Here is a 19325-nt window from a genome sequence, read left to right as displayed (position 1 = left end):
CTGGCGGTTACTCGGCGGCGCCGCGCAGGCGCGTCCCGAGCCGGCCGGCCGCCGTGTCGAGGCGGGTGACCGCCTCCGCCACGTCGGCCTCGGTGATGATGAGCGGCGGCAGCAGGCGCACCACGTTGTCGCCCGCCGGGATCACCAGCAGGTGCGCGTCGCGGGCGGCGGCGGCGAATTCGGTGTTCGGCACGTGGAGCTTGAGGCCGAGCATCAGGCCCTCGCCGCGGATGTCCGCGATGACGGCCGGGTGCCGGTCCTGCAGGGCGGCGAGGCGCTGCTTCAGGATCAGGCCCATGCGCTGGACATGGTCGAGGAAGCCGTCCGCCAGCACCACGTCGAGGACGGCGTTGCCCACCGCCATGGCCAGCGGGTTGCCGCCGAAGGTGGTGCCGTGGCTGCCCGCCGTCATGCCGCGCGCGGCGTTCGCCGTGGCGAGGCAGACGCCGAGGGGGAAGCCGCCGCCGATTCCCTTGGCCGCGCTCATGATGTCGGGGGCCGCCCCCGCCCACTCGTGCGCGAACAGCTTGCCCGTGCGCCCGACCCCGGTCTGGACCTCGTCCATGATGAGCAGGATGCCGTGCGCGTCGCAGAGTTCGCGCAGGCCGCGCAGGCATTGCGGCGGCACCGGGCGCACGCCGCCCTCCCCCTGGATCGGCTCGATCAGGATCGCGGCCGTCTCCGGGCCGATGGCGGCCCGCAGGGCCTCGTGGTCGCCGAAGGGCACCTGGTCGAAGCCGTCGACCTTCGGGCCGAAGCCCTCGATGTACTTCTGCTGGCCGCCGGCCGCGATGGTGGCCAGGGTCCGGCCGTGGAAGGCGCCCTCGACGGTGAGGATCCGGAAGCGCTCCGGGTGGCCGTCGGCGGCGTGGTACTTGCGCGCCATCTTGATGGCGGCCTCGTTGGCTTCCGCCCCCGAATTGGCGAAGAAGGCCACGTCCGCGAAGGTGGCGTCCACGAGGCGCCGGCCCAGCCGCTCGCCCTCCGGGATCTCGAACAGGTTCGAGGTGTGCCAGAGCTTCTGCGCCTGCGCGGTCAGGGCCTGGACGAGGTGCGGATGGGCGTGACCCAGGGCGTTCACCGCGATGCCGGCGCCGAAATCGAGGTATCGCTCGCCGCTGCGCGCCTCGAGCCATGCGCCCTCGCCGCGTTCGAAGGCGATGGGAGCCCGGGCATAGGTCGGCAGAAGGGCGGATGTCACGATCCCGTCTTCCCGTGTGTCTCGCGGGCACGCGAGACACGCGACCGCACCAAATGAAAGTGCCGCCTCGGATGGGGCGGCACGCGCGCGATTACTAGAGAAATGGCCAATTCTGTCAACGACAGACCGGGTTCACAGCCCTGACATGCCTGCCCATTAGGCTGTTGCGCGCGCGCTGTGCGGCCCGCCTCGGGTCATGCCTTGCACCCTGCGCCTGGAAGTGCTCAGAGCCGCGTCACGCCGGCCGGACGACCCGCGGCCGCCCAGCAGAGGAACGACGCAGCATGAGCACCGTCACGGAACGCCTGGAGGCCCTCGGCCTGACCCTGCCCAAGGCCGCGGCCCCCGTCGCGAACTACGTGCCCTTCGTGCGCAGCGGCAACCTCGTGGTGATCTCCGGGCAGATCTGCTTCGGGGCCGACGGCCGAATCGCCGGCGCCCACACGGGCAAGCTCGGGGCCGAGGTCTCGGCCGAGGACGGCATCGCCGCCGCCCGGCTCTGCGCCCTCAACGTGCTGGCCCAGCTCCAGGCGGCGGTGGGCGACCTCGACCGCGGCGTCGTGCAGTGCATCCGCCTCGGCGGCTTCATCAACGCGGTGCCGACCTTCGCGGGACTCGCCGGCATCATGAACGGTGCCTCCGACCTCATGGTGGAGATCCTGGGCGACCGCGGCCGCCACGCCCGCTCCACCGTCGGCGTCGCCGAGCTGCCCCTCGACGCGGCCGTCGAGGTCGAGGCGATGTTCGAGGTCAAATGAGCCCGCCGACGGCCCCCAACGCCCCCGACTGGCTCACCGCCCGGCCCATCGCCCATCGCGGCCTGCACGACCGGGCGGGCGGCGTGCCCGAGAACACCCTCGCGGCCGCCGAGGCGGCGATCCGGGGCGGCTACGCCATCGAGTGCGACGTCCAGCTCAGCGCCGACGGCGAGGCGATGGTGTTCCACGACGAGACCCTGGGCCGCCTGACCGCGGCCGGGGAGGCGGTGGGCGCGCGCTCCGCCGCGGATCTCGGCGCCCTGACGGTGGCGGGCAGCGCCGAGCGCATCCCGACCCTGCCGGCCTTCCTGGCCCGGATCGGCGGGCGCACGCCCCTCGTGATCGAGGTGAAGTCGCGCTACACCGGCGACCTGCGGCTCGCCGAGCGCGTGGCCGCCCTCGCGACCGCCTATGACGGCCCCGTGGCGCTGAAATCCTTCGATCCGCAGATCGTCACCGCCCTGCGGACGCTCGCGCCCGGGCTCCCGCGCGGCATCGTCGCCGAGACGCGCCAGGACGACCCGGCCTACGCCACCCTGCCCCCGAGCCTGCGGCGCGCCCTCCCGGCCCTGCTGCATTTCGACGAGACCCGGCCGGACTTCCTGTCCTGGCGGGTGGACGACCTGCCCTGCGCGCCCACCGTCCTGTGCCGGCTCCTGGGGCAACGCCCGGTGATGACCTGGACCGTGCGCAATCCGGACCAGCGCCGGCACGCCGCGATCCACGCCGACCAGATGGTGTTCGAGGGGTTCTGCCCGTAGGGCGCCGCTCGCCCCCTGCGACGGCGCGCGGCCCCGCGCCGCCCTTGGCCCGCCGGGCTCCGGGGACTAGATTGCCCCGCGATGGACATTCCCGGCGAAACACAGCGTTCCGGCGAAGGCCCCGGCGCCCCGGCCGAGACCGTGACGGAACTGCAGGTGCGCGCGGTGCCGGGCCTGGCCGGGATCGCGGCGGCCGAGTGGGATGCCTGCGCCACCTCGGCCGAGACCCTCTCGGGCGGCGACGAGACCCACAATCCCTTCCTCTCGCACGCCTTCCTGTCGTCGCTGGAGGATTCGGGCTGCGTCTCGCGCAAGACCGGCTGGCTCCCCCTCCACGTGGCGGTGGAGCGCGAGGGCCGCCTCGTCGGGGTGGCGCCCTGCTACCTGAAATCCCACAGCCAGGGCGAGTACGTCTTCGACCACGGGTGGGCCGACGCCTACGAGCAGGCGGGCGGCAGCTACTACCCGAAGCTCCAGGTCAGCGTGCCCTTCACCCCCGTCACCGGCCCGCGCTTCCTCATCGCGCCGGGGCAGGACGTGAACGAGGCGGCCTCCGCGATCGTGGCGGGCCTGCGCGCCCTGCGGGCCGAGACCAAGGCCTCCTCGATCCACGTCACCTTCATGCAGGCGCGCGAGTGGGACCAGGCCGGGGCGCTGGGCTTCCTCCAGCGCGTCGACCAGCAGTTCCACTGGGAGAATGCCGGGTACGGGACCTTCGCGGATTTCCTCGGGGCGCTGGCGTCGCGCAAGCGCAAGGCGATCCGGCGCGAGCGCCGCGACGCCCTGGCGCCCGGCCTCACCATCGAGCACGTCACCGGCGCCGACCTGACCCCCGCCCACTGGGACGCGTTCTACGAATTCTACGCCGATACCGGCGCGCGCAAGTGGGGCCGGCCCTACCTGAACCGCAGGTTCTTCGGGCTCCTCGGCGAGCGCATGCCCGAGCGGGTGCTGCTGGTGATGGCCAAGCGCGCGGGGCGCTACGTCGCCGGCGCCATCAACCTCATCGGGGATGTGGCCCTCTACGGCCGCAACTGGGGCTGCGTCGAGGACCACCCGTTCCTGCATTTCGAGGTCTGCTACTATCAGGCCATCGACTTCGCCATCGCCCAGGGCTTGAAGCGCGTCGAGGCGGGCGCGCAGGGTGAGCACAAGCTCGCCCGCGGCTACCGCCCGGTCCTCATGCACTCGGCCCACGACATCGCCGACCCGGCCCTGCGCCGGGCGGTGGCCGATTACCTGAGGCGCGAGCGCGAACACGTGCTGGAAGCCGCCGAAGTCCTGGACACGCTGACGCCCTTCCGGCGCGAAGCCTTGCCGGAAGCGTCCGAAGAACCGGCATCCGACTTGCCTGGGGCCGAGCCGGAGGCGAATCCTTCCGGTTGAGGACGCCCCTCCGACCCAGCACAGCCCGCCCCAAAGAGGCGCGAGAGCCCAAGGACGATCCGTGAGCCCCATCGACCGCATCAAGACCTTCGCCGACGACCTCGTGGCCCTCCGCCGCGACTTCCATGCCCATCCCGAGCTCGGCTTCGAGGAGGTCCGCACCTCCGGCATCGTCGCCGCCGAGCTGGCGCGCTACGGCGTGACCGTCCATCGCGGCATCGGCGGCACCGGAGTGGTGGGCGTGCTGGAGGGCCGCACCGGCTCCGGCCGGCGGGTCGGCCTGCGCGCCGACATGGACGCCCTGCTGATCGAGGAGGAGACCAACCTGCCCTACCGCTCGACGGTGCCGGGCAAGATGCACGCCTGCGGCCATGACGGCCACACCACGATGCTGCTGGGCGCCGCGCGCTACCTCGCCGAGACCCGGGATTTCGACGGCACCGCCCTGTTCGTGTTCCAGCCGGCCGAGGAAGGCCAGGGCGGCGCCCGCGCGATGATCGCCGACGGCCTGTTCGAGAAATTCCCCTGCGACGAGATCTACGCGATCCACAACCAGCCCAACGGCCCGCACGGCAAGATCAAGCTGCGCCCCGGCCCGGCCATGGCGGCGGCGGACTTCTTCGACATCCGCATCACCGGGCGCGGCGCCCACGCGGCCCAGCCGCAGCAGGGCATCGACCCCATCGTGGTGGGCGCCACCCTGGTCCAGGCCCTGCAGTCGATCGTCTCGCGCAACGCCGACCCGCTCAAGAGCGCGGTCCTGTCGGTGACGCAGTTCCACGCGGGCGCCGCCTACAACGTCATCCCGGAGGGCGCGCACATCACCGGTACGGTGCGGACCTTCGACGCGGACCTGCGCACCCTCGTCACCACCCGCATCCGGGCCATCGCCGCTGGCCTCGCGACCGCCTACGGGGCGACGATCGACGTCGACATCCGCGACGTGTTCTCGGTGCTGATGAACAGCCCGGAGCACGCGGCCGCCGCCGCCGACATCGCCCGCGAGCTGTTCGGCCCCGAGGGCGTCGACGACCAGTCGAAGCCGCGCATGGGCAGCGAGGACTTCGCCGACATGGTCGCGCGGGTGCCCGGCGCCTATGCGTGGATCGGCTCGAATCCCGGTCCCGGCCTGCACAATGCGAGCTTCGACTTCGACGACAGCATCATTCCCCTCGGCTCGGCCTTCCTCGCCCGCCTCGTCGAGCGGCGCACCGCCGCCTGACACGGGCGGTCACGGGGCATTGCGGATCGGGGTGGCGGGGCCTTAGGAAAGGCGCCCGCCTCCCGCACGCCGCACGGTCGATGTCCATGAACGAATTGCACGACCTGAGTCCGAGGGCGGCCGACGGGTCGCCCTACCCCCTGGCCCAGCACCGGGGGCAGGTGATCCTGATCGTCAACACGGCCTCGAAATGCGGGTTCACGCCGCAATATGCCGGGCTGGAGGCCCTGGCGCAGAAGCACCGGGCGGACGGCCTCGTGGTGCTGGGCTTTCCCTGCAACCAGTTCGGCGCCCAGGAGCCGGGGGATGCGGCCGAGATCGCCCGCTTCTGCAACCTGACCTACGACGTCAGCTTCCCGGTCCTCGCCAAGGTCGCGGTGAACGGCCCCGCGGCCGACCCGGTCTTCGCGCATCTGACGCAGGCGAAGCCCGGCCTCCTCGGCAGCCGCGCCATCAAGTGGAACTTCACCAAGTTCCTCGTCGGGCGCGACGGTCGGGTGATCGCCCGCTACGCGCCCTCCACGAAGCCGGAGGCCCTGGAGGCCGCCATCGCGGCCGCCCTGGCGGAGCCCGCGCCCGCCTCCTGAGAGGCGACCCGCCCCGGCGGAGGGCGCGCGACGGGGCGATCGGACCGGCCGCGTCGGGCCCCGCGCCGTCCCGCCGGCCGGAACGCGCCGGCCCCGCCGCCACGATCCCCAGCCGGATGGGCGCGATCGGCGGCCAGGGTTAGGAAAGTCCTGGCCAAATCCCACAGGCGCCGGAACCGCTTGACCCGACAGGGGTCGCGCCGGTCCGACCGGCCGACCGGCGGCTCTCCGGGCCCCGATGCCGGCCCGTCCGGCCCGCGCCCGCAACGATCCGGTAAAGAATTCGTTAGCCGGCGTTCAGCCTTGTCATGCCAGAAGCTCCCGACGGACTTGCCGGATCGTCCCGGCTGCGGTGCGATTCGGAGAGGTGGGGACACGGCATGGCTGCAGGCACGGGTCGATTGGCATCGGCGAACGGCGAGGCGGGCGCTGCGGCTCCGGGCCGGGCCATGCCCGAGGCGGTGCGATTGCATCTCGGATCCGAGCTGAAGGCCTTCTACGCCGCGGTTCTCGCCGAGGCGCCGCCGACGGCCCTGCTCGACCTGATCGTCCGGCTGGAGGTCCACCCGCCCGCGGCCGCGGACTTCCGCGCCGCGCTGCTCGACGCCCTGCCCGGCCTGCGCGCCTTCGCACTGTCGCTCGCCGTCGCGCCGAATGCGGCCGACGACCTCGTGCAGGAGACGCTGCTGAAGGCCTGGGCCAACCGGCACCGCTTCGAGCCCGGCAGCAACCTGAAGGCCTGGCTCTGCACCATCCTGCGCAACCAGTTCTACACCGAGTGCCGCAAGCGCAAGCGCGAGGTCGAGGATGCGGACGGTGCCTTCGCCGCGAAGGTCGTGGCGCCGGCCGCGCAGGAGGCGAGCAGCGATCTGCGCCGGGTCTGGCAGCATCTCGGCAAGCTGCCGCCCGCCCAGCGGGAGGCGCTGGTGCTCGTGGCGGCGCAGGGGATGACCTACGAGGCCGCCGCCGCGCTGATCGGCTGCCAGGTCGGGACCATGAAGAGCCGCGTCAGCCGGGCCCGGGCCTTCCTCGTCGGGTCCCTCGGGATGGAGGCGCGCGAGGCGGCGTCCTGAACCGGCATTGCGGGGGCACCGGCGCGGGCGGCGCCCCTTACTCGGGGGCCGCCTCGTCGGCCTCGCCGTCATCGTCTCCCGACCGGTAGGGCTCCCGCACGAGGGGCGCGCGCCCCTCGGGCTGGACCCGGGCGGGGGCGAGGGTGGGCCGGGCCGGGTCGAAGGGCATCATCGCGGCCCCCGAGGCGACCACGCCGGCCAGCGCCCGCAATGGGGCGGGCTGTTGGGAATCCTGGGCGACGCCCTCGGCCTCCGCCTGGAGGCGCAGGTTGCACGCCCGCGCGGGCAGGCCCTCATCCGGCGTGCAGGCATCGTGCCGGGCGCAGGCCGCGTCGAGGGCGTCGATGGGTGCGAGCGGGGCGTTGTTGCCCGGCCCGCAGTAATTGCCGTGCAGCAGCGTCTTGGTGGGGACGGGCGGCTTGGTGGGGGGCGACGCCCCGGAGCCTGCGTCGGCCTGTGCGCGGGCGGGTGCCGAAAGGCAGGCCACCACCAGGGCCGAAGCCACGAATCCGGACGCCGTCCATCGGGACATCGTCATGCGCTCACCTCCGTTCGCCCGCACGGCCCGGGCCCTGCCCCGCAGGCCGGGAGCGGCGCGGAAAAGCGTAATGCCGGGGTCTCGGCGACGGTTCCGGCCGCCTTCGCCCGCCCGGGCGGCCCCGGCCCGTCCGTCTCGGCGCGGAGCGCCGCGCCCCGAGTTCACATGGTCGAGAGTCCGCGAACCGGGGGCGCGGCCGGAGGTTCGAACCTTGCATCACCGTCTGCATCGCCGTGGATCGGTCTGCGGTGATCGATCTGCGTGGATCGGTCTTGCCGTCTCCGCCGTTGCTCGGGCCGTTGCGCGGATCCGGTCGATGTCACCGTTCCCGTTCGCAGGGACTGATCCATGATGAACGCCCAGACCTACCGCGTGACCCTGGAGACCCGCGACGGGCGCCGCGTCCTGACCGCGATGGCCGAGCGGGAGGCGGCCCTGATGGCGGAATCGGTCCTGCGTCGCTACGCGGGCCAGACCCTCACCGTCGGCTTCAGCGTCGCCTGCACCGACCCGGAGGCGCGCCGCCGCATCGCCTATTACCTGACCGACGTCGCCCTCGAACTCGAGCTCGCCTGAGCGGGGCGCCCGCCGCCCGGATGGTCCGTGAGACCCGATGGCGCTGGACGAAAGAATTCCGGGTATGCGAGAACGCGGCCCCCGATGCCGAGGCGGGTCGGGGTGGCCGTCCGGCGACGGGTCCGGTCGATCGTCCGTGCTGGCCGCGGGACCCGGGGCCCGGGCCCCTCGATCGATCGGACGGGCCTGCCCAGGCATCCGGCTCGGCGCGACGGTCCGCTGCGAAGGGTTCGGAAGGTCGCGGTGTCTTCCTTGGTACAGGCATGTGTCAGGCCTGCCGGCCGGGCGATCCGAGCGGGTGTTCCTTAGGACCCAACGATGAGATTTTTCGTCAACAAGGATGTGAGTGGAGGGATTCACTTCTGGCTGGCGCCCGACAATCCGCGTGCGATCAGCAGGGTTTTCGTCTCCGTCGACGGGCGCCGGACCGCGGAACTGTCGGCCTGGATCACCGACGACAATATCCGCGCGAATGGCTGGCACTCGACCGGTCAATGCGTCTACATGATCACCGAGAAGGAATTGCCGGAGCTCGCTTCCGCGAACCGGATCGAGATCTTCGATGCCGATACGAACATCCTGATCTACCGGTCCATTCGGGAGAAGGTTTTCCTGCCGGCCAAGCTGATCAGCATCACCACGACCGTTCAGAAGAATACCTTCGTCGAACAGAACCTGTTCGATCTCTTCCAGTATAGCTACTTCAACGTCGACCGGCTTTCGGAAGAGGTCGTGCAGAGCATCATGCAGGGCCCCTGGCTGACGTCGTCGCTCATCACGGGGGCCGTGATCTTTCCCCGCTACGAGGTGTTCTTCCAGGACGACCATTGCGTGAGCGGCGTCCTCATCCAGGACCCCTTCGAGGAAATGGCCGCCCGCATGCGGTGGCTTCAGTCGAAGAAGGCGATCACGGACGACCCCGCGCAGAACTGGCGCCTGGGCGGGATGCTGGAATCCGTCCGCTTCGCGGCGGAGTACGATCTGTCGAACAGCCGAAACATCAAGCGCTTCCTGCGGATGCTACCCGAGCCGTGCTACCGCTTCCTCTACAACCCGCTCTGCCGGCAATTCGGAACCCGCTCGCCGAGCGACCCGTTCGCGCCCGGCAACTCCATCGTCGCCATGGAGATCATCTCGCGGATCAAGGTCGTGGGGCACAGCGACTACACGAGCGAATATTATACCGCGCTCCTCGACCGCCTGGGGGTCGCTCCCATCGCGATGTCGCATCCGAAGCCTTCGGAGGACGTCCTCTCGCTCGCGGCCCTGTTGAGATCGGTCGACGCCGCGCGGGACATGGTCGCGTTCGACACGGTGATTTCCGATGCCGTTCGGCATGCCGTCGGAAAGAGCTGGCAATGATCGACGCCGGGGTCGCCGTTCGACGCCGGGCGCGGCGTGCCGGTCGAGGGCGGTCCGCGGGCCTCCCGGCCGTCCGGTTTCCCACCCATCCTGTGCCCGCGACGTTCTGAAAGCCCGACCCGAGCCATGTCCGAGGACGATGTTCATCGCGGTGTCGACGGATGGCTCTTTCTCGTCGGCGGAACCAACAGGGTCCTCGCCCAGACCCGAAAAAATCCCCACATCGACATCCAGCTTCAAGCTTGGCGGGATGTCTTCGCGCGTCGCTATCGTGCCTGTAAAAAAGCAGGGTGCGAGTATTTCACGATGATCGCGCCGGAAAAGATCTACATCTACGACAATAAGCTCGGAGATCTGTCGATCGATCCGCGATCGTCTCTCTGCAACCGCCTGCACCGGGGGCTGCTGTTCCATCCGATCCTGCGCCGATCCTATATCGAGCTGTCTCCGCACCTGCGCGCGCATCGCTCGGACGGCGATCTGTATCAGAGGACGGATACGCATTGGACGCTGGCGGGCTGCCAGATCGCCTATCGGCAGATCTGCCGGGCCTGTCGGGCGAGGGCGGTCGACGACTTCCACCTCAGGGAGCGCCGCCAGGAGCGGTCCGCCGGTGATCTCGGATCGAAGTTCGAGCCCGCGATCTCGGAAGATCGGACCTTCTACAGCCTGCAATCGGAGGCCACGCGGGTTTACGCGAACGCGAAGGCGTTGCTGTACGAGTCGCGGCAGACCGCCTCGCACCGGGGAATCCATCACGTCTATCGCAATTCCAGTGCGCGCGCGGATCCCCGGACGTTGATGCTGGTCGGCGATTCCTATGCGGACTTTCCCGCCGCGAGCCTGGTCGTCATGTTGGCCGAGACCTTCCGGGAGGTGCACTTCATCTGGTCGCCGGCGGTGGATTGGGCCTATTTCGCCCGCGTGAAGCCGGACATCCTGATCGGCCAGATCGCGGAGCGGTTTCTGCGCCAGGTGACGGCGGACACCTACGCGGTCGAGCCGTAGGCGCGCCACGGCTCCGGGCCCGAAGGCGCCGGTCCATCACCGAGGGCGGCCGAGAAGGCCGCTGACGTCCCCCGTCAGGCGTTGGCCGAGGCCGGGGCGGCGCCGAGGGCGTCCGGGGCCGGGGTCGCCCGGGCCTGGACCTCGATGAACACCCGCGTCACGTCGGGGCTGCGCGCCTTGAGCCGGGCCTCGACCCGGGAGACCATGGCCTCGATCGCACCGGCGCTGAGGGCGTCGTCCATGTCGAGGCTGACGTTCACGAGGACGTCGGACGGACCGAGATGCTGGGTCAGCACGGTGTTGACGTGGTGGACGCCCGGCTCGTCGCGCACCACGGCGCGGATCGCCGCCACGAGCTCCGGGTCGGCGGCCTCGCCGATGAGGAGGCCGTGGGTCTCGATCATCAGGAAGGCCGCCATCCCGATCAGGATCAGGCCGATGCCGATGGAGGACCAGCCGTCGAGGGCGGGCATGTCGAGGACCCGCGCCAGGATCACGCCGGCCAGCGCCACCACGAGGCCCATCAGGGCGGCGACGTCCTCGGCCAGCACGGTGAACAAGGCCGGGTCCTTGCTCCGGCGGATGGCGGCGAGCGGCGGCCGCTGGCCCTTCTCTGCCCAGAACGCCTTTAGGGCCACGAAGCAGGAATAGCCCTCGGCCATCACCGAGAAGCCCAGGATCGCCACGTTCACCCAGAAGCCCGAGACGGGGTAGCCCCAGACCACGGCGTCCACCGAGGGCTCGGGGTGCTGGAGCTTGTGGATGCCCTCGTAGACCGCGAAGGCACCGCCGCCGAGGAAGATGAACAGCGCGACGATGAAGGCGTAGAAGTACACCTCGCGGCCGTAGCCGAACGGGTGCTTCGCCGTGGCCGGACGCTGCGACCGCTTCAGGCCGATGAGGAGCAGGATCTGGTTGGTGGTGTCGACCACCGAGTGGACGCCCTCGGCCAGCATCGCCGAGCTGCCGGTGAGGAAGGCGCCGACGAACTTGGCCGCCGCGATGGCGAGGTTGGCCCCGGCCGCGGTGTAGATGGCGCTGGTGCTCTCGTGGGCCATGCGATGGCGATGCTCTCGGGGGGGGGATCGGTCGGACCTGCGGCGACGCGGGCCCGACCCGCCGGCAGGGCGCGGCGTTCGGACAAGCGTTGCCGCTGGGGCGAAGCGCATCCAACGCACGGGAGCCTCGGAAGGTTCTCCGTCCCCGACGGTTCCGCGCGGGATGTTCCCTGGCCCGGCTTCGCGCATCGGGCCCCTCCTGGGGCAAGCCGCCGACGGCGCACCCCACCGAGGGATCGGGGGGCCGGTGGATCAGGCCGCCATCACCAGCATCCAGAGGGCCATCCCGACCATCATCAGGTTCTCGGTCAGCGAGACGAAGCCGAGCGGCACGTTGCTCGATCCGCCGACGCAGGCGCATTTCAGTTCGCGCTTGTCGATGTAGACCGCCTTGAACACCGAGACCGCCCCCACCGTGCCGATGAACAGCGCCACCGGGATCGAGAGCCAGGACAGGGCCCCGGCCAGCATCAGGAGCCCGGCCAGCGCCTCGCAGAACGGATAGGCGTAGGCGTAGCGCACCCAGCGCTTGGCCAGGAGGTCGTAGCCCAGGAACATCGACGAGAAGCGCTCGATGTCCTGCAGCTTCAGGATCGCCAGCACGCACATGCTGAGGGCGATGAACCATTCCGCCGCCCGCACGGTGAAGGGGGAGCCGAAGGCCGCGTGGCTGGCGGCCGACGCCATCAGCGCGGTCATGGCGAAGACCGCGATCACGGGCGTGTAGGTCGTGGCCTGGGGGTCCGGAACGGACCGGCCGAGATGCCGGCGCAGGTCGTCGTAACCGCCGACGCGCTGGCCGGCGATGAAGGTCTGCGGCGTGGTCTTTACGTCGTGCTCGGCCTTGAAGCGGTCGATCTCCTCCCGCGTCGTCAGCCAGCGGTCCTCGACCGCGAAGCCCTCGCGCTCGAGCAGGTCCTTGGCCTTCAGGCCGTAGGGGCAGGTGTGCTCCGGCATCACCATGCGGAACAGGGTGGCCGTCCGGGCGGGACTCGACATCTGGGGCTCCTCGACGGGTGACCCGGCCCGGGAGGCGGTTCGAAACTCCGCCGGGTCGGCCGCGCGGCGGGATGCACCGGCGGCCGGTGCGTAGATGGGGCTTCCCATAGTGGGAAGGTCAAGGGGGTACGAACGATTCGTTGCAGCGGAGGCGCAAGAAAGATCCTGGGTTGCAAAGGGGCGGCCCTTCGGCAGGCGTCCGACGCGACGTCCGTGCGGCGAGATCGGGGGGGCGAAGCGCCGTGAGCGCCGAAACGGCGCGGTCCCACGGCGCGACCGCCCAGGTCTGGGACGAAGGAGGCCGGGATGAGGTGGACGGGGTTGGTCGGCCTGTGCATCGTGCGCGCCGACCCCGTCGAACCTTCACCGGAGCCGGCCGCATGACCGTCACGCCCGCCTATGATCCCGACAACGTCTTCGCGAAGATCCTGCGTGGGGAGATTCCCGCCGAGCGGGTCTACGAGGATGCCGACACCCTCGCGTTCATGGACGTGATGCCCCAGGGGGACGGCCACACCCTGGTGATTCCCAAGGCCCCGGCGCGGGGCCTCCTCGACGCCGACCCGGAGGCCCTCGCGGCCCTGGCGCGGACGGTGCAGCGCGTCGCCCGGGCGGTGAAGGCGGCCTTCGCGGCCGAGGGGCTCACGGTGTTCCAGTACAACGAGCCGGCCGGCGGGCAGACGGTGTTCCACCTGCACGTCCACATCGTGCCGCGCTTCGAGGGCGTGCCGCTTCAGCGCCACACGGGCGGCATGGCGGACCGGGCGGTCCTGGCGGAGCACGCCGCCCGCATCCGGGCGGCCCTCGCGGCCGGCTGATTCAGGCGGCGCCGCTCACCGGCGGGCTGGCGAGGAGCCGGCGCAGGGCGGCGTTCTCCGCCTCGAGTTCGCTGATCCGGCGCACCAGGGCGAGCATCGCGGCGGCCTCGTCCGCCGGGGGCGGAGCCGCGGCGGGCACGGACACGGGCACGGGCGCCGGCGCGGCCTCGTCCACGAAGGTGATGCCGATGCCGTCTGCTCGGCGCCAGCACAGGGTGGCGCGGTAGGTCCGGTCCTTCTGCGGAATGTAGAGATCGAAGCTCTCGGGCAGCGTCGAGGTCTCGGTCAGGGCGAGCCGGGCGCCGGAGGCGGACAGGTCCCGGACCAGGCAGTCCATGGTCGAGGCACCCTTGTTGAAGATGATCCGGCCCTTGAGGAAGGTCCTCAGGCGCGACTCCCTGCGATGCTCCGACATGCCGTGCTGCTCCACCCTGGGGCGGTCTCCGACTCCGCGTCCCATGCGGGGCACCCTGGCACGGCGCCCCTTAAGGAATGATCGCCGCGATGCGCGCGCGCGGCGGCGGACCGGATGCCGCGTTCTCCCTTCGGGTCAGTGGAAGCGGCTGTCCATGGTCTGGAACAGGTAGAAGCCGTTGAAGCGCACGGCGGTCTCGGCCGCGCGGTCGTCGAAATCGGCCGGGGCGTCGCCCGCCGCCGCGAGCTTGCCGCCGAAGGCCCAGCGGCCGTTCCCGAGGAAGGGCGGCACGGCGCGGCTCTCCGGCACGGCGCAGCACAGGCCCTCGATGCTCCTGAGGCAGAAAACGTTGTAATTCTGCATCGGTCAATCTCCGATTCGCCCACCCAAGCTACGCCCTAAGCGGGCAATCGGACAGCACTGTGTCGATCAGGTCTCCGGAACGTTACGGGCTAGGTCTTCGAGCCAGGGCCGGGCGCTTCCATCGGAGGGCGCGCGCCAGTCGCCGCGCGGCGACAGGGAGCCCCCGGCCGAGACCTTGGGTCCGTTGGGCAGGGCGGAGCGCTTGAACTGGCTGAAGCCGAAGAAGCGCTGCAGGAAGACCGCGAGCCAGCGCCGGATCTCTCCCAGGTCGTAGGCGCCGCGCTCGGAGTCCGGGAAGTCCGGCGGCCAGGACCCGGTGCCCGCGTCGCCCCAGGCGTGCAGCGCCAGGAAGGCGATCTTCGCGGGCGGGAAGCCGTAGCGCAGGGTGTAGAACAGGTTGAAATCCTGCAGCGCGTAGGGGCCGATCACCCCTTGCGTGCTCTGCGGCGTCGCGCCCGCGTCCACCGGGACCAGCTCGGGCGAGATCTCGGTGGCGAGGATCGCCCGCAGGGTGACGCCGACCTCCGGCCCGACCTGGCCCGAGGCGATGACCCAGCGGATCAGGTGCTGGATCAGGGTCTTGGGCACCCCGGCATTGACGCCGTAATGGCTCATCTGGTCGCCGACGCCGTAGGTGCACCAGCCGAGCGCCAGTTCCGACAGGTCGCCGGTGCCGATCACGAGGGCGCCGTTCTGGTTGGCGAGGCGAAACAGGTAGTCGGTGCGCAGGCCCGCCTGCACGTTCTCGAAGGTGACGTCGTAGACCGGCTCGCCGCGTCCGAACGGGTGGTCCATCCCGGTGAGCATCACGGTGGCGGCCTCGCGGATGTCGATCTCGCGGGCGGTGGTGCCGAGCGCCCGCATCAGGGCGTGGGCGTTGGTCTTGGTGCCCTCCGAGGTGGCGAAGCCCGGCAGGGTGTAGGCCAGGATGTTTGTTCGCGGGAGGCCGAGCCGATCCATGGCCTTGGCCGCGACGATGAGGGCGTGGGTCGAATCGAGGCCGCCCGAGACGCCGATGACGACCTTCTTCGTCCCCGTCGCCTCCAGGCGCTGGGCGAGGCCCGCCACCTGGATGTTGTAGGCCTCGTAGCAATCCTGGGCGAGGCGGGCCGGATCGGCGGGCACGAAGGGGAAGCGCTCGACCGTGCGCCGCAGGCCGAGGTCGCCGGCCGGCGGATCGAGCCGGAAGGCCACCCGGCGATAGGTCGGCCCGCGGGGCGCGGCACGGCCCGAATCGTCGAAGCTGCCCATCTGGAGCCGCTCCTGGGCGAGGCGGCCGAGATCGATGTCGGCCAGGGTCATCACGGGCTCGGACGCGAAGCGCGGCCCTTCGGCGAGGCGCTCCCCGTTCTCGTCGATGCTGGTCTGCCCGTCCCAGGAGAGGTCGGTGGTGGATTCGCCGGTGCCGGCGGCGGCGTAGACGTAGGCGCAGAGGCAGCGCATCGAGGCGGCCCGCGTCAGCAGCGCGCGGGAGTCCGCCCGGCCCACCGTGATCGGGCTGCCCGACAGGTTGGCGAGCACAGTGGCGCCGGCCAAGGCCGCGTCGATGCCGGGGGAGGCGGGCACCCAGAGGTCCTCGCAGACCTCGACGCCGAGCACCAGATTGGGCACGTCCGCGGCGGCGAACAGCAGGTCGGTGCCGAAGGGCGCCTCCAGGCCGGCGACCCGGATGCTCTCGCCCGCGATCCCGGCGCCGGAGGCGAAGTGGCGCTTCTCGTAGAACTCCCGGTAGGTCGGCAGGAAGCTCTTCGGAATCACCCCGAGGAGCCGGCCGCGGTGGATGGCCAGGGCGCAGTTGTAGAGCCGGTGGCCCCAGCGCAAGGGCGCGCCGACGACGAGGACGGGCTGGAGCGCGGCCGAATCCGCCACGAGGCGCGCCACCGCCGCCTCCACCGCCTCGAGCACCGTAACCTGCAGGAACAGGTCCTCGATGGCGTAGGCCGAGACGCAGAGCTCCGGGAACACCGCCACGGCGACCCCGGCCTCGTCGCACGACCGGGCGAGCGCGAGGATGCCTGCAGCGTTGCGGGCCGGGTCGGCCGGGTGGCTGCGGGTGGTGCAGGCGGCGACCCGGGCGAAGCCGTGCCGGTAGAGGGAGCGGAAGCCGGGATCGGCCGGGGCGGACGTGGTCGCCGAGGGACTGGGCAAGGGGCGGGGCTCCGGACTGATCGCGCCGCACCTTAACCCCTGCCGCCATCCGCCTCCAGCGCAAGGGTTCGGCGGCGTGCCAAGGGGCCCAGCGAGGGGCCCAGCGAGGGGCCGGGCGAGGGGGCTCCGGGTTCGACGGGCGCGGTTCGGTGGTCCCGGTTCAGGCGATCGGGCCTCGGTCGCGCGGTCAAATCAAGCGTCTGTTAACGACGATGCCCCTAACTCAGCGCTGAACCGCGCCGCTCCCGGCGGCGGACCCGTTTTGAGTACATCCGGCCAATCATGCGCGCATCGGGACGGCTCCCCTACTCCCATCGTGATCCTTCGCGCCCCGTTCGCGGCAGCGACCGCCTCGGCCTGTCGATTGGCGCCCTGGCGCACCGGTTGATGAACCTGCGGGCGACCCTCTCCCGCCGCCTCGCCGGCCCGCCGCAGCGGCCGGACTACACGGTGGCGGCCACCCGCCCGACCCCGAGCTGGATGACGAGCCCGCAGGCCCTCGTCGGCCGCAACGAGGTCGGCCTCGCCTTCCGGCCCGCCCCCGCGATCCAGGCCTGGCCGGCCCAGGTCTTCGACGACCGCGCCACCCTCGACATGATCCCGCGCCGCGCCGCCCCCGCGGTCGGGTTCGACGACTGCCAGATGGAGGCCGACACGCCCGCGCCCCGCGTCCTGATCCGGACCCCGCGCCGCCCGGCCGCGATCATGCCCGAGGCCGGCGAGGCCCCGGCCCCTGCCGCGGCGGCCCCGGCCGGACCGGCCGTGCGCTACACCCGCACCCCCGATCCCGTCCTGCACGAGCGCCGCCAGCGGGCGCTGGACGCCGAGCGCGCCGCCCGCGCCCAGGCCCATGCGGAGGCCGAGGCGGAGGCCCTGCGCCTCCAGGCCGAGCAGGACGCGCTCCGGCTCGAGGCCGAGGCGCGGGAGCAGGCCGCCCGCGCGGCGCAGGCGGAGGCCGAGGCCCTGGCCGCCCAGGTGCCCGAGCCCCTGTGGCGCCAGCCCTTCGTCGCCCCCCCCGGCGTGCGCTTCTTCCGCAGCCCCGACCGGCGCCAGGTCCGTCCCGACCCGGAGGCTCCCGCCGCGCTCGCGCCGGAGCCTGCGCCGGTCGAGGCCGTCCCTGTCGAAACCTCTCTCGCCGAAACGTCTCTCGCCGAGACCGCCCCCGCAGACACCGCGCCCGTCGAGACGGCCGTGATCCCCGACGATCGCGACTGGTCGGACGTGCCGGACTGGTCCGAGGTCCAGGCCTGGTTCGACGGCCGCGACGGCGCCGCCCTCGACGCCTGGTCGGCGATCCAGGCCGAGCCCGCCCCGCTGCCGGCGTCCGAGATCGCCGCCTCCGAGATCGTCCCCTCCGAGATCGTCCCCTCCGAGATCGCCACCGCCGAAAGCCCCGTCTCCGAGCGCGGGGCCTTCGACGGCGCTGCGGCACGGGTCGAGCCCGCGGCCTCCGCCCCGGCCGACGCGACCGCCGAGACGGCGCCGGCCCGGGCGGGCTACCGCCTGGAACACCTCGTGCGGTTCGAGCCCTTCGGCCCGCCGCGCCCGGTCGAAGGCCAGGACAACGCGGTTCCGGGGGCGGCGCCGGTCCGTTCCACCCCGCTCCACGCCATGGCGGCCCGCGCGGCGATCCGCGCCGGCCGTCCGGCCGCCCCCGTCGGCGCCGCGGCCCTGGTGGCCGCCCCGATGGTCGCGGCTCCGCTTCCGGCCCCCTCCCCTGCCCTGCCGGGGGCTATGCCGTTCGTGCCGGTCGCGCCCTTCGAGCCGGCGCCTGTCGCCCCTGCCCCTGTCGTCCCTGCCCCCGTCGTCCCTGCCCTCGTCGCGGCGGCGCCCCGGGCGGCCGAGCCCGCCTTCGTGCCGACCCCGATCCCGGCGCGCCCGGTGCTGCTGCGCAATCCCAAGGGCCTGTCCGCCCCCGAGCCCGAGATCGAGGCTCCGACGCCCGTCGCGTCGACCGATTCGGTCGCGTCGACCGACGCGGTCGAGGGGTCCGTCCCGGTCGAGGCCGAGGCGTCCGCCCCCGCGGCGGAGGCCGTCGCGGCGCCGGAGGTCCCGGCCGTCCACATGCCGCGCGCGATCCTGCCCGAGCGCCCGCTCCTCATCCCGGCCGGCCGGCACGTGCCGATGTCCTTCGTGGAGAACGCCGACTACGAGCACCCCGCCCTCGACCTCCTGGCCGAGCCGCCCCTGAACGAGACGGAGGAGGTCGATGCCGACGTGCTGGAGCAGAACGCCCTCAACCTCCAGCAGACGGTGCAGGATTTCGGCGTGCGCGGCGACATCCTGGCCGTGCGTCCCGGCCCGGTGGTCACCCTCTACGAGCTGGAGCCGGCGCCCGGCACCAAGTCGAGCCGCGTGATCTCGCTTTCGGACGACATCGCCCGCTCGATGTCGGCGGTCTCCGCCCGCGTCGCCGTGGTCCCCGGCCGCAACGTCATCGGCATCGAGCTGCCCAACGACACCCGCGAGACCGTGTACCTGCGCGAACTCCTCGCCTCGGCCGATTTCGGCATGAGCAAGCACAAGCTCGCCCTGTGCCTGGGCAAGAACATCGGCGGCGAGCCGATCATCGCGGATCTGGCCAAGATGCCCCACCTGCTGGTGGCCGGCACCACGGGCTCGGGCAAGTCCGTGGCCATCAACACCATGATCCTGTCGCTCCTCTACCGGATGAAGCCGGAGGAGTGTCGCCTGATCATGGTCGACCCGAAGATGCTGGAGCTCTCCGTCTACGACGGCATCCCGCACCTGCTCTCCCCCGTCGTCATCGACCCGAAGAAGGCGGTCATCGCCCTCAAATGGGCCGTGCGCGAGATGGAGGAGCGCTACAAGAAGATGTCCAAGATCGCCGTGCGCAACATCGACGGCTACAACGCCCGCATGGCGGAGGCCCGGGCCAAGGGCGAGACCATCACCCGCGAGGTCCATACCGGCTTCAACCGCGAGACCGGCCAGGCCGTCTACGAGACGGAGGAGATGGACCTGTCGGCGCTGCCCTACATCGTGATCGTGGTCGACGAGATGGCCGACCTGATGATGGTGGCGGGCAAGG

General features: G+C 71.7%; 18 protein-coding genes. 11 read left to right on the top strand and 7 right to left on the bottom strand.

Annotated elements, in window-relative coordinates:
• Positions 1-7: 7 nt before the first annotated feature.
• On the bottom strand, positions 8-1201 hold the full coding sequence (locus ASF41_RS06960; protein ID WP_056214077.1) for an aspartate aminotransferase family protein: 1194 nt from the start codon (positions 1199-1201) through the stop codon (positions 8-10).
• 284 nt (positions 1202-1485) lie between these two features.
• On the opposite strand from ASF41_RS06960, the gene ASF41_RS06955 reads away from it, so the two are divergent.
• The 6 genes from ASF41_RS06955 (at position 1486) to ASF41_RS06930 (ending at position 6988) form a co-directional block, all read left to right on the top strand.
• Positions 1486-1959: a RidA family protein gene (locus ASF41_RS06955; protein WP_056214073.1), complete on the top strand. Its 474-nt coding sequence runs from the start codon at positions 1486-1488 to the stop codon at positions 1957-1959.
• Positions 1956-2720, top strand: a complete 765-nt coding sequence (locus ASF41_RS06950) for a glycerophosphodiester phosphodiesterase family protein (protein WP_056491915.1) — start codon at positions 1956-1958, stop codon at positions 2718-2720. Before ASF41_RS06955 ends, ASF41_RS06950 begins: the two co-directional genes overlap by 4 nt.
• Positions 2721-2801: 81 nt before the next feature.
• Positions 2802-4106 (top strand): GNAT family N-acetyltransferase, encoded by a 1305-nt coding sequence (locus ASF41_RS06945; protein WP_156653226.1) that lies wholly within the window; start codon positions 2802-2804, stop codon positions 4104-4106.
• Positions 4107-4167: 61 nt separating this feature from the next.
• Entirely contained in the window at positions 4168-5328 is a 1161-nt protein-coding gene (locus ASF41_RS06940; RefSeq protein WP_056491912.1) for a M20 aminoacylase family protein, read from the top strand.
• A gap of 86 nt (positions 5329-5414) precedes the next feature.
• Positions 5415-5915 carry a glutathione peroxidase gene (locus ASF41_RS06935; protein ID WP_056492002.1) on the top strand — a complete coding sequence of 167 codons (501 nt, stop codon included), beginning with the start codon at positions 5415-5417 and terminating at the stop codon, positions 5913-5915.
• 380 nt (positions 5916-6295) lie between these two features.
• Complete coding sequence (locus ASF41_RS06930; RefSeq protein ID WP_056491909.1) at positions 6296-6988, top strand: sigma-70 family RNA polymerase sigma factor; 693 nt, start codon at positions 6296-6298, stop codon at positions 6986-6988.
• A 37-nt stretch (positions 6989-7025) separates the two neighbouring features.
• Here ASF41_RS06930 and ASF41_RS25970 read toward each other — a convergent pair whose 3' ends face one another.
• Entirely contained in the window at positions 7026-7526 is a 501-nt protein-coding gene (locus ASF41_RS25970; protein ID WP_244479583.1) for a hypothetical protein, read from the bottom strand.
• A 348-nt stretch (positions 7527-7874) separates the two neighbouring features.
• Between ASF41_RS25970 and ASF41_RS06920 the strand changes: the two genes are divergently transcribed.
• The 3 genes from ASF41_RS06920 to ASF41_RS06910 all read left to right on the top strand — a co-directional run bounded on the left by ASF41_RS06920 (position 7875) and on the right by ASF41_RS06910 (position 10472).
• Positions 7875-8102, top strand: a complete 228-nt coding sequence (locus ASF41_RS06920; protein ID WP_056214060.1) for a hypothetical protein — start codon at positions 7875-7877, stop codon at positions 8100-8102.
• Positions 8103-8420: 318 nt separating this feature from the next.
• Positions 8421-9464, top strand: coding sequence for a hypothetical protein (locus tag ASF41_RS06915; RefSeq protein WP_056379687.1), 1044 nt, complete (start codon positions 8421-8423; stop codon positions 9462-9464).
• 36 nt (positions 9465-9500) lie between these two features.
• The gene (locus tag ASF41_RS06910) at positions 9501-10472 is read left to right on the top strand and encodes an alginate O-acetyltransferase AlgX-related protein (protein WP_156653225.1); all 972 of its coding nucleotides are present in this window, start codon (positions 9501-9503) and stop codon (positions 10470-10472) included.
• A 74-nt stretch (positions 10473-10546) separates the two neighbouring features.
• On the opposite strand, the gene ASF41_RS06905 is transcribed toward ASF41_RS06910, so the two are convergent.
• Positions 10547-11530 carry a cation diffusion facilitator family transporter gene (locus ASF41_RS06905; protein WP_056214052.1) on the bottom strand — a complete coding sequence of 328 codons (984 nt, stop codon included), beginning with the start codon at positions 11528-11530 and terminating at the stop codon, positions 10547-10549.
• A gap of 252 nt (positions 11531-11782) precedes the next feature.
• Positions 11783-12529, bottom strand: coding sequence for a glutaredoxin (locus ASF41_RS06900; protein ID WP_056349872.1), 747 nt, complete (start codon positions 12527-12529; stop codon positions 11783-11785).
• A gap of 380 nt (positions 12530-12909) precedes the next feature.
• Between ASF41_RS06900 and ASF41_RS06895 the strand changes: the two genes are divergently transcribed.
• Complete coding sequence (locus ASF41_RS06895; protein ID WP_056214046.1) at positions 12910-13347, top strand: HIT family protein; 438 nt, start codon at positions 12910-12912, stop codon at positions 13345-13347.
• 1 nt (position 13348) lies between these two features.
• Here the strand turns inward: ASF41_RS06895 and ASF41_RS06890 are convergent, their stop codons facing one another.
• The 3 genes from ASF41_RS06890 to ASF41_RS06880 form a co-directional block, all read right to left on the bottom strand.
• Complete coding sequence (locus ASF41_RS06890) at positions 13349-13762, bottom strand: PilZ domain-containing protein (RefSeq protein ID WP_056214043.1); 414 nt, start codon at positions 13760-13762, stop codon at positions 13349-13351.
• 135 nt (positions 13763-13897) lie between these two features.
• Positions 13898-14125, bottom strand: a complete 228-nt coding sequence (locus ASF41_RS06885) for a hypothetical protein (protein WP_056491906.1) — start codon at positions 14123-14125, stop codon at positions 13898-13900.
• 66 nt (positions 14126-14191) lie between these two features.
• Entirely contained in the window at positions 14192-16273 is a 2082-nt protein-coding gene (locus tag ASF41_RS06880; RefSeq protein WP_056491903.1) for an NAD(+) synthase, read from the bottom strand.
• Positions 16274-16555: 282 nt separating this feature from the next.
• Here ASF41_RS06880 and ASF41_RS06875 point away from each other — a divergent pair.
• The coding region (locus ASF41_RS06875; RefSeq protein WP_407067261.1) for a DNA translocase FtsK at positions 16556-19325 on the top strand (2770 nt) is incomplete at its 3' end.

Source organism: Methylobacterium sp. Leaf111 (genome assembly GCF_001423285.1).
In the GTDB taxonomy this organism is placed as follows: Bacteria; Pseudomonadota; Alphaproteobacteria; order Rhizobiales; family Beijerinckiaceae; genus Methylobacterium.
Note: the sequence above shows the minus strand (reverse complement) of the source record. Positions and strands in the feature narration are given on the sequence as shown.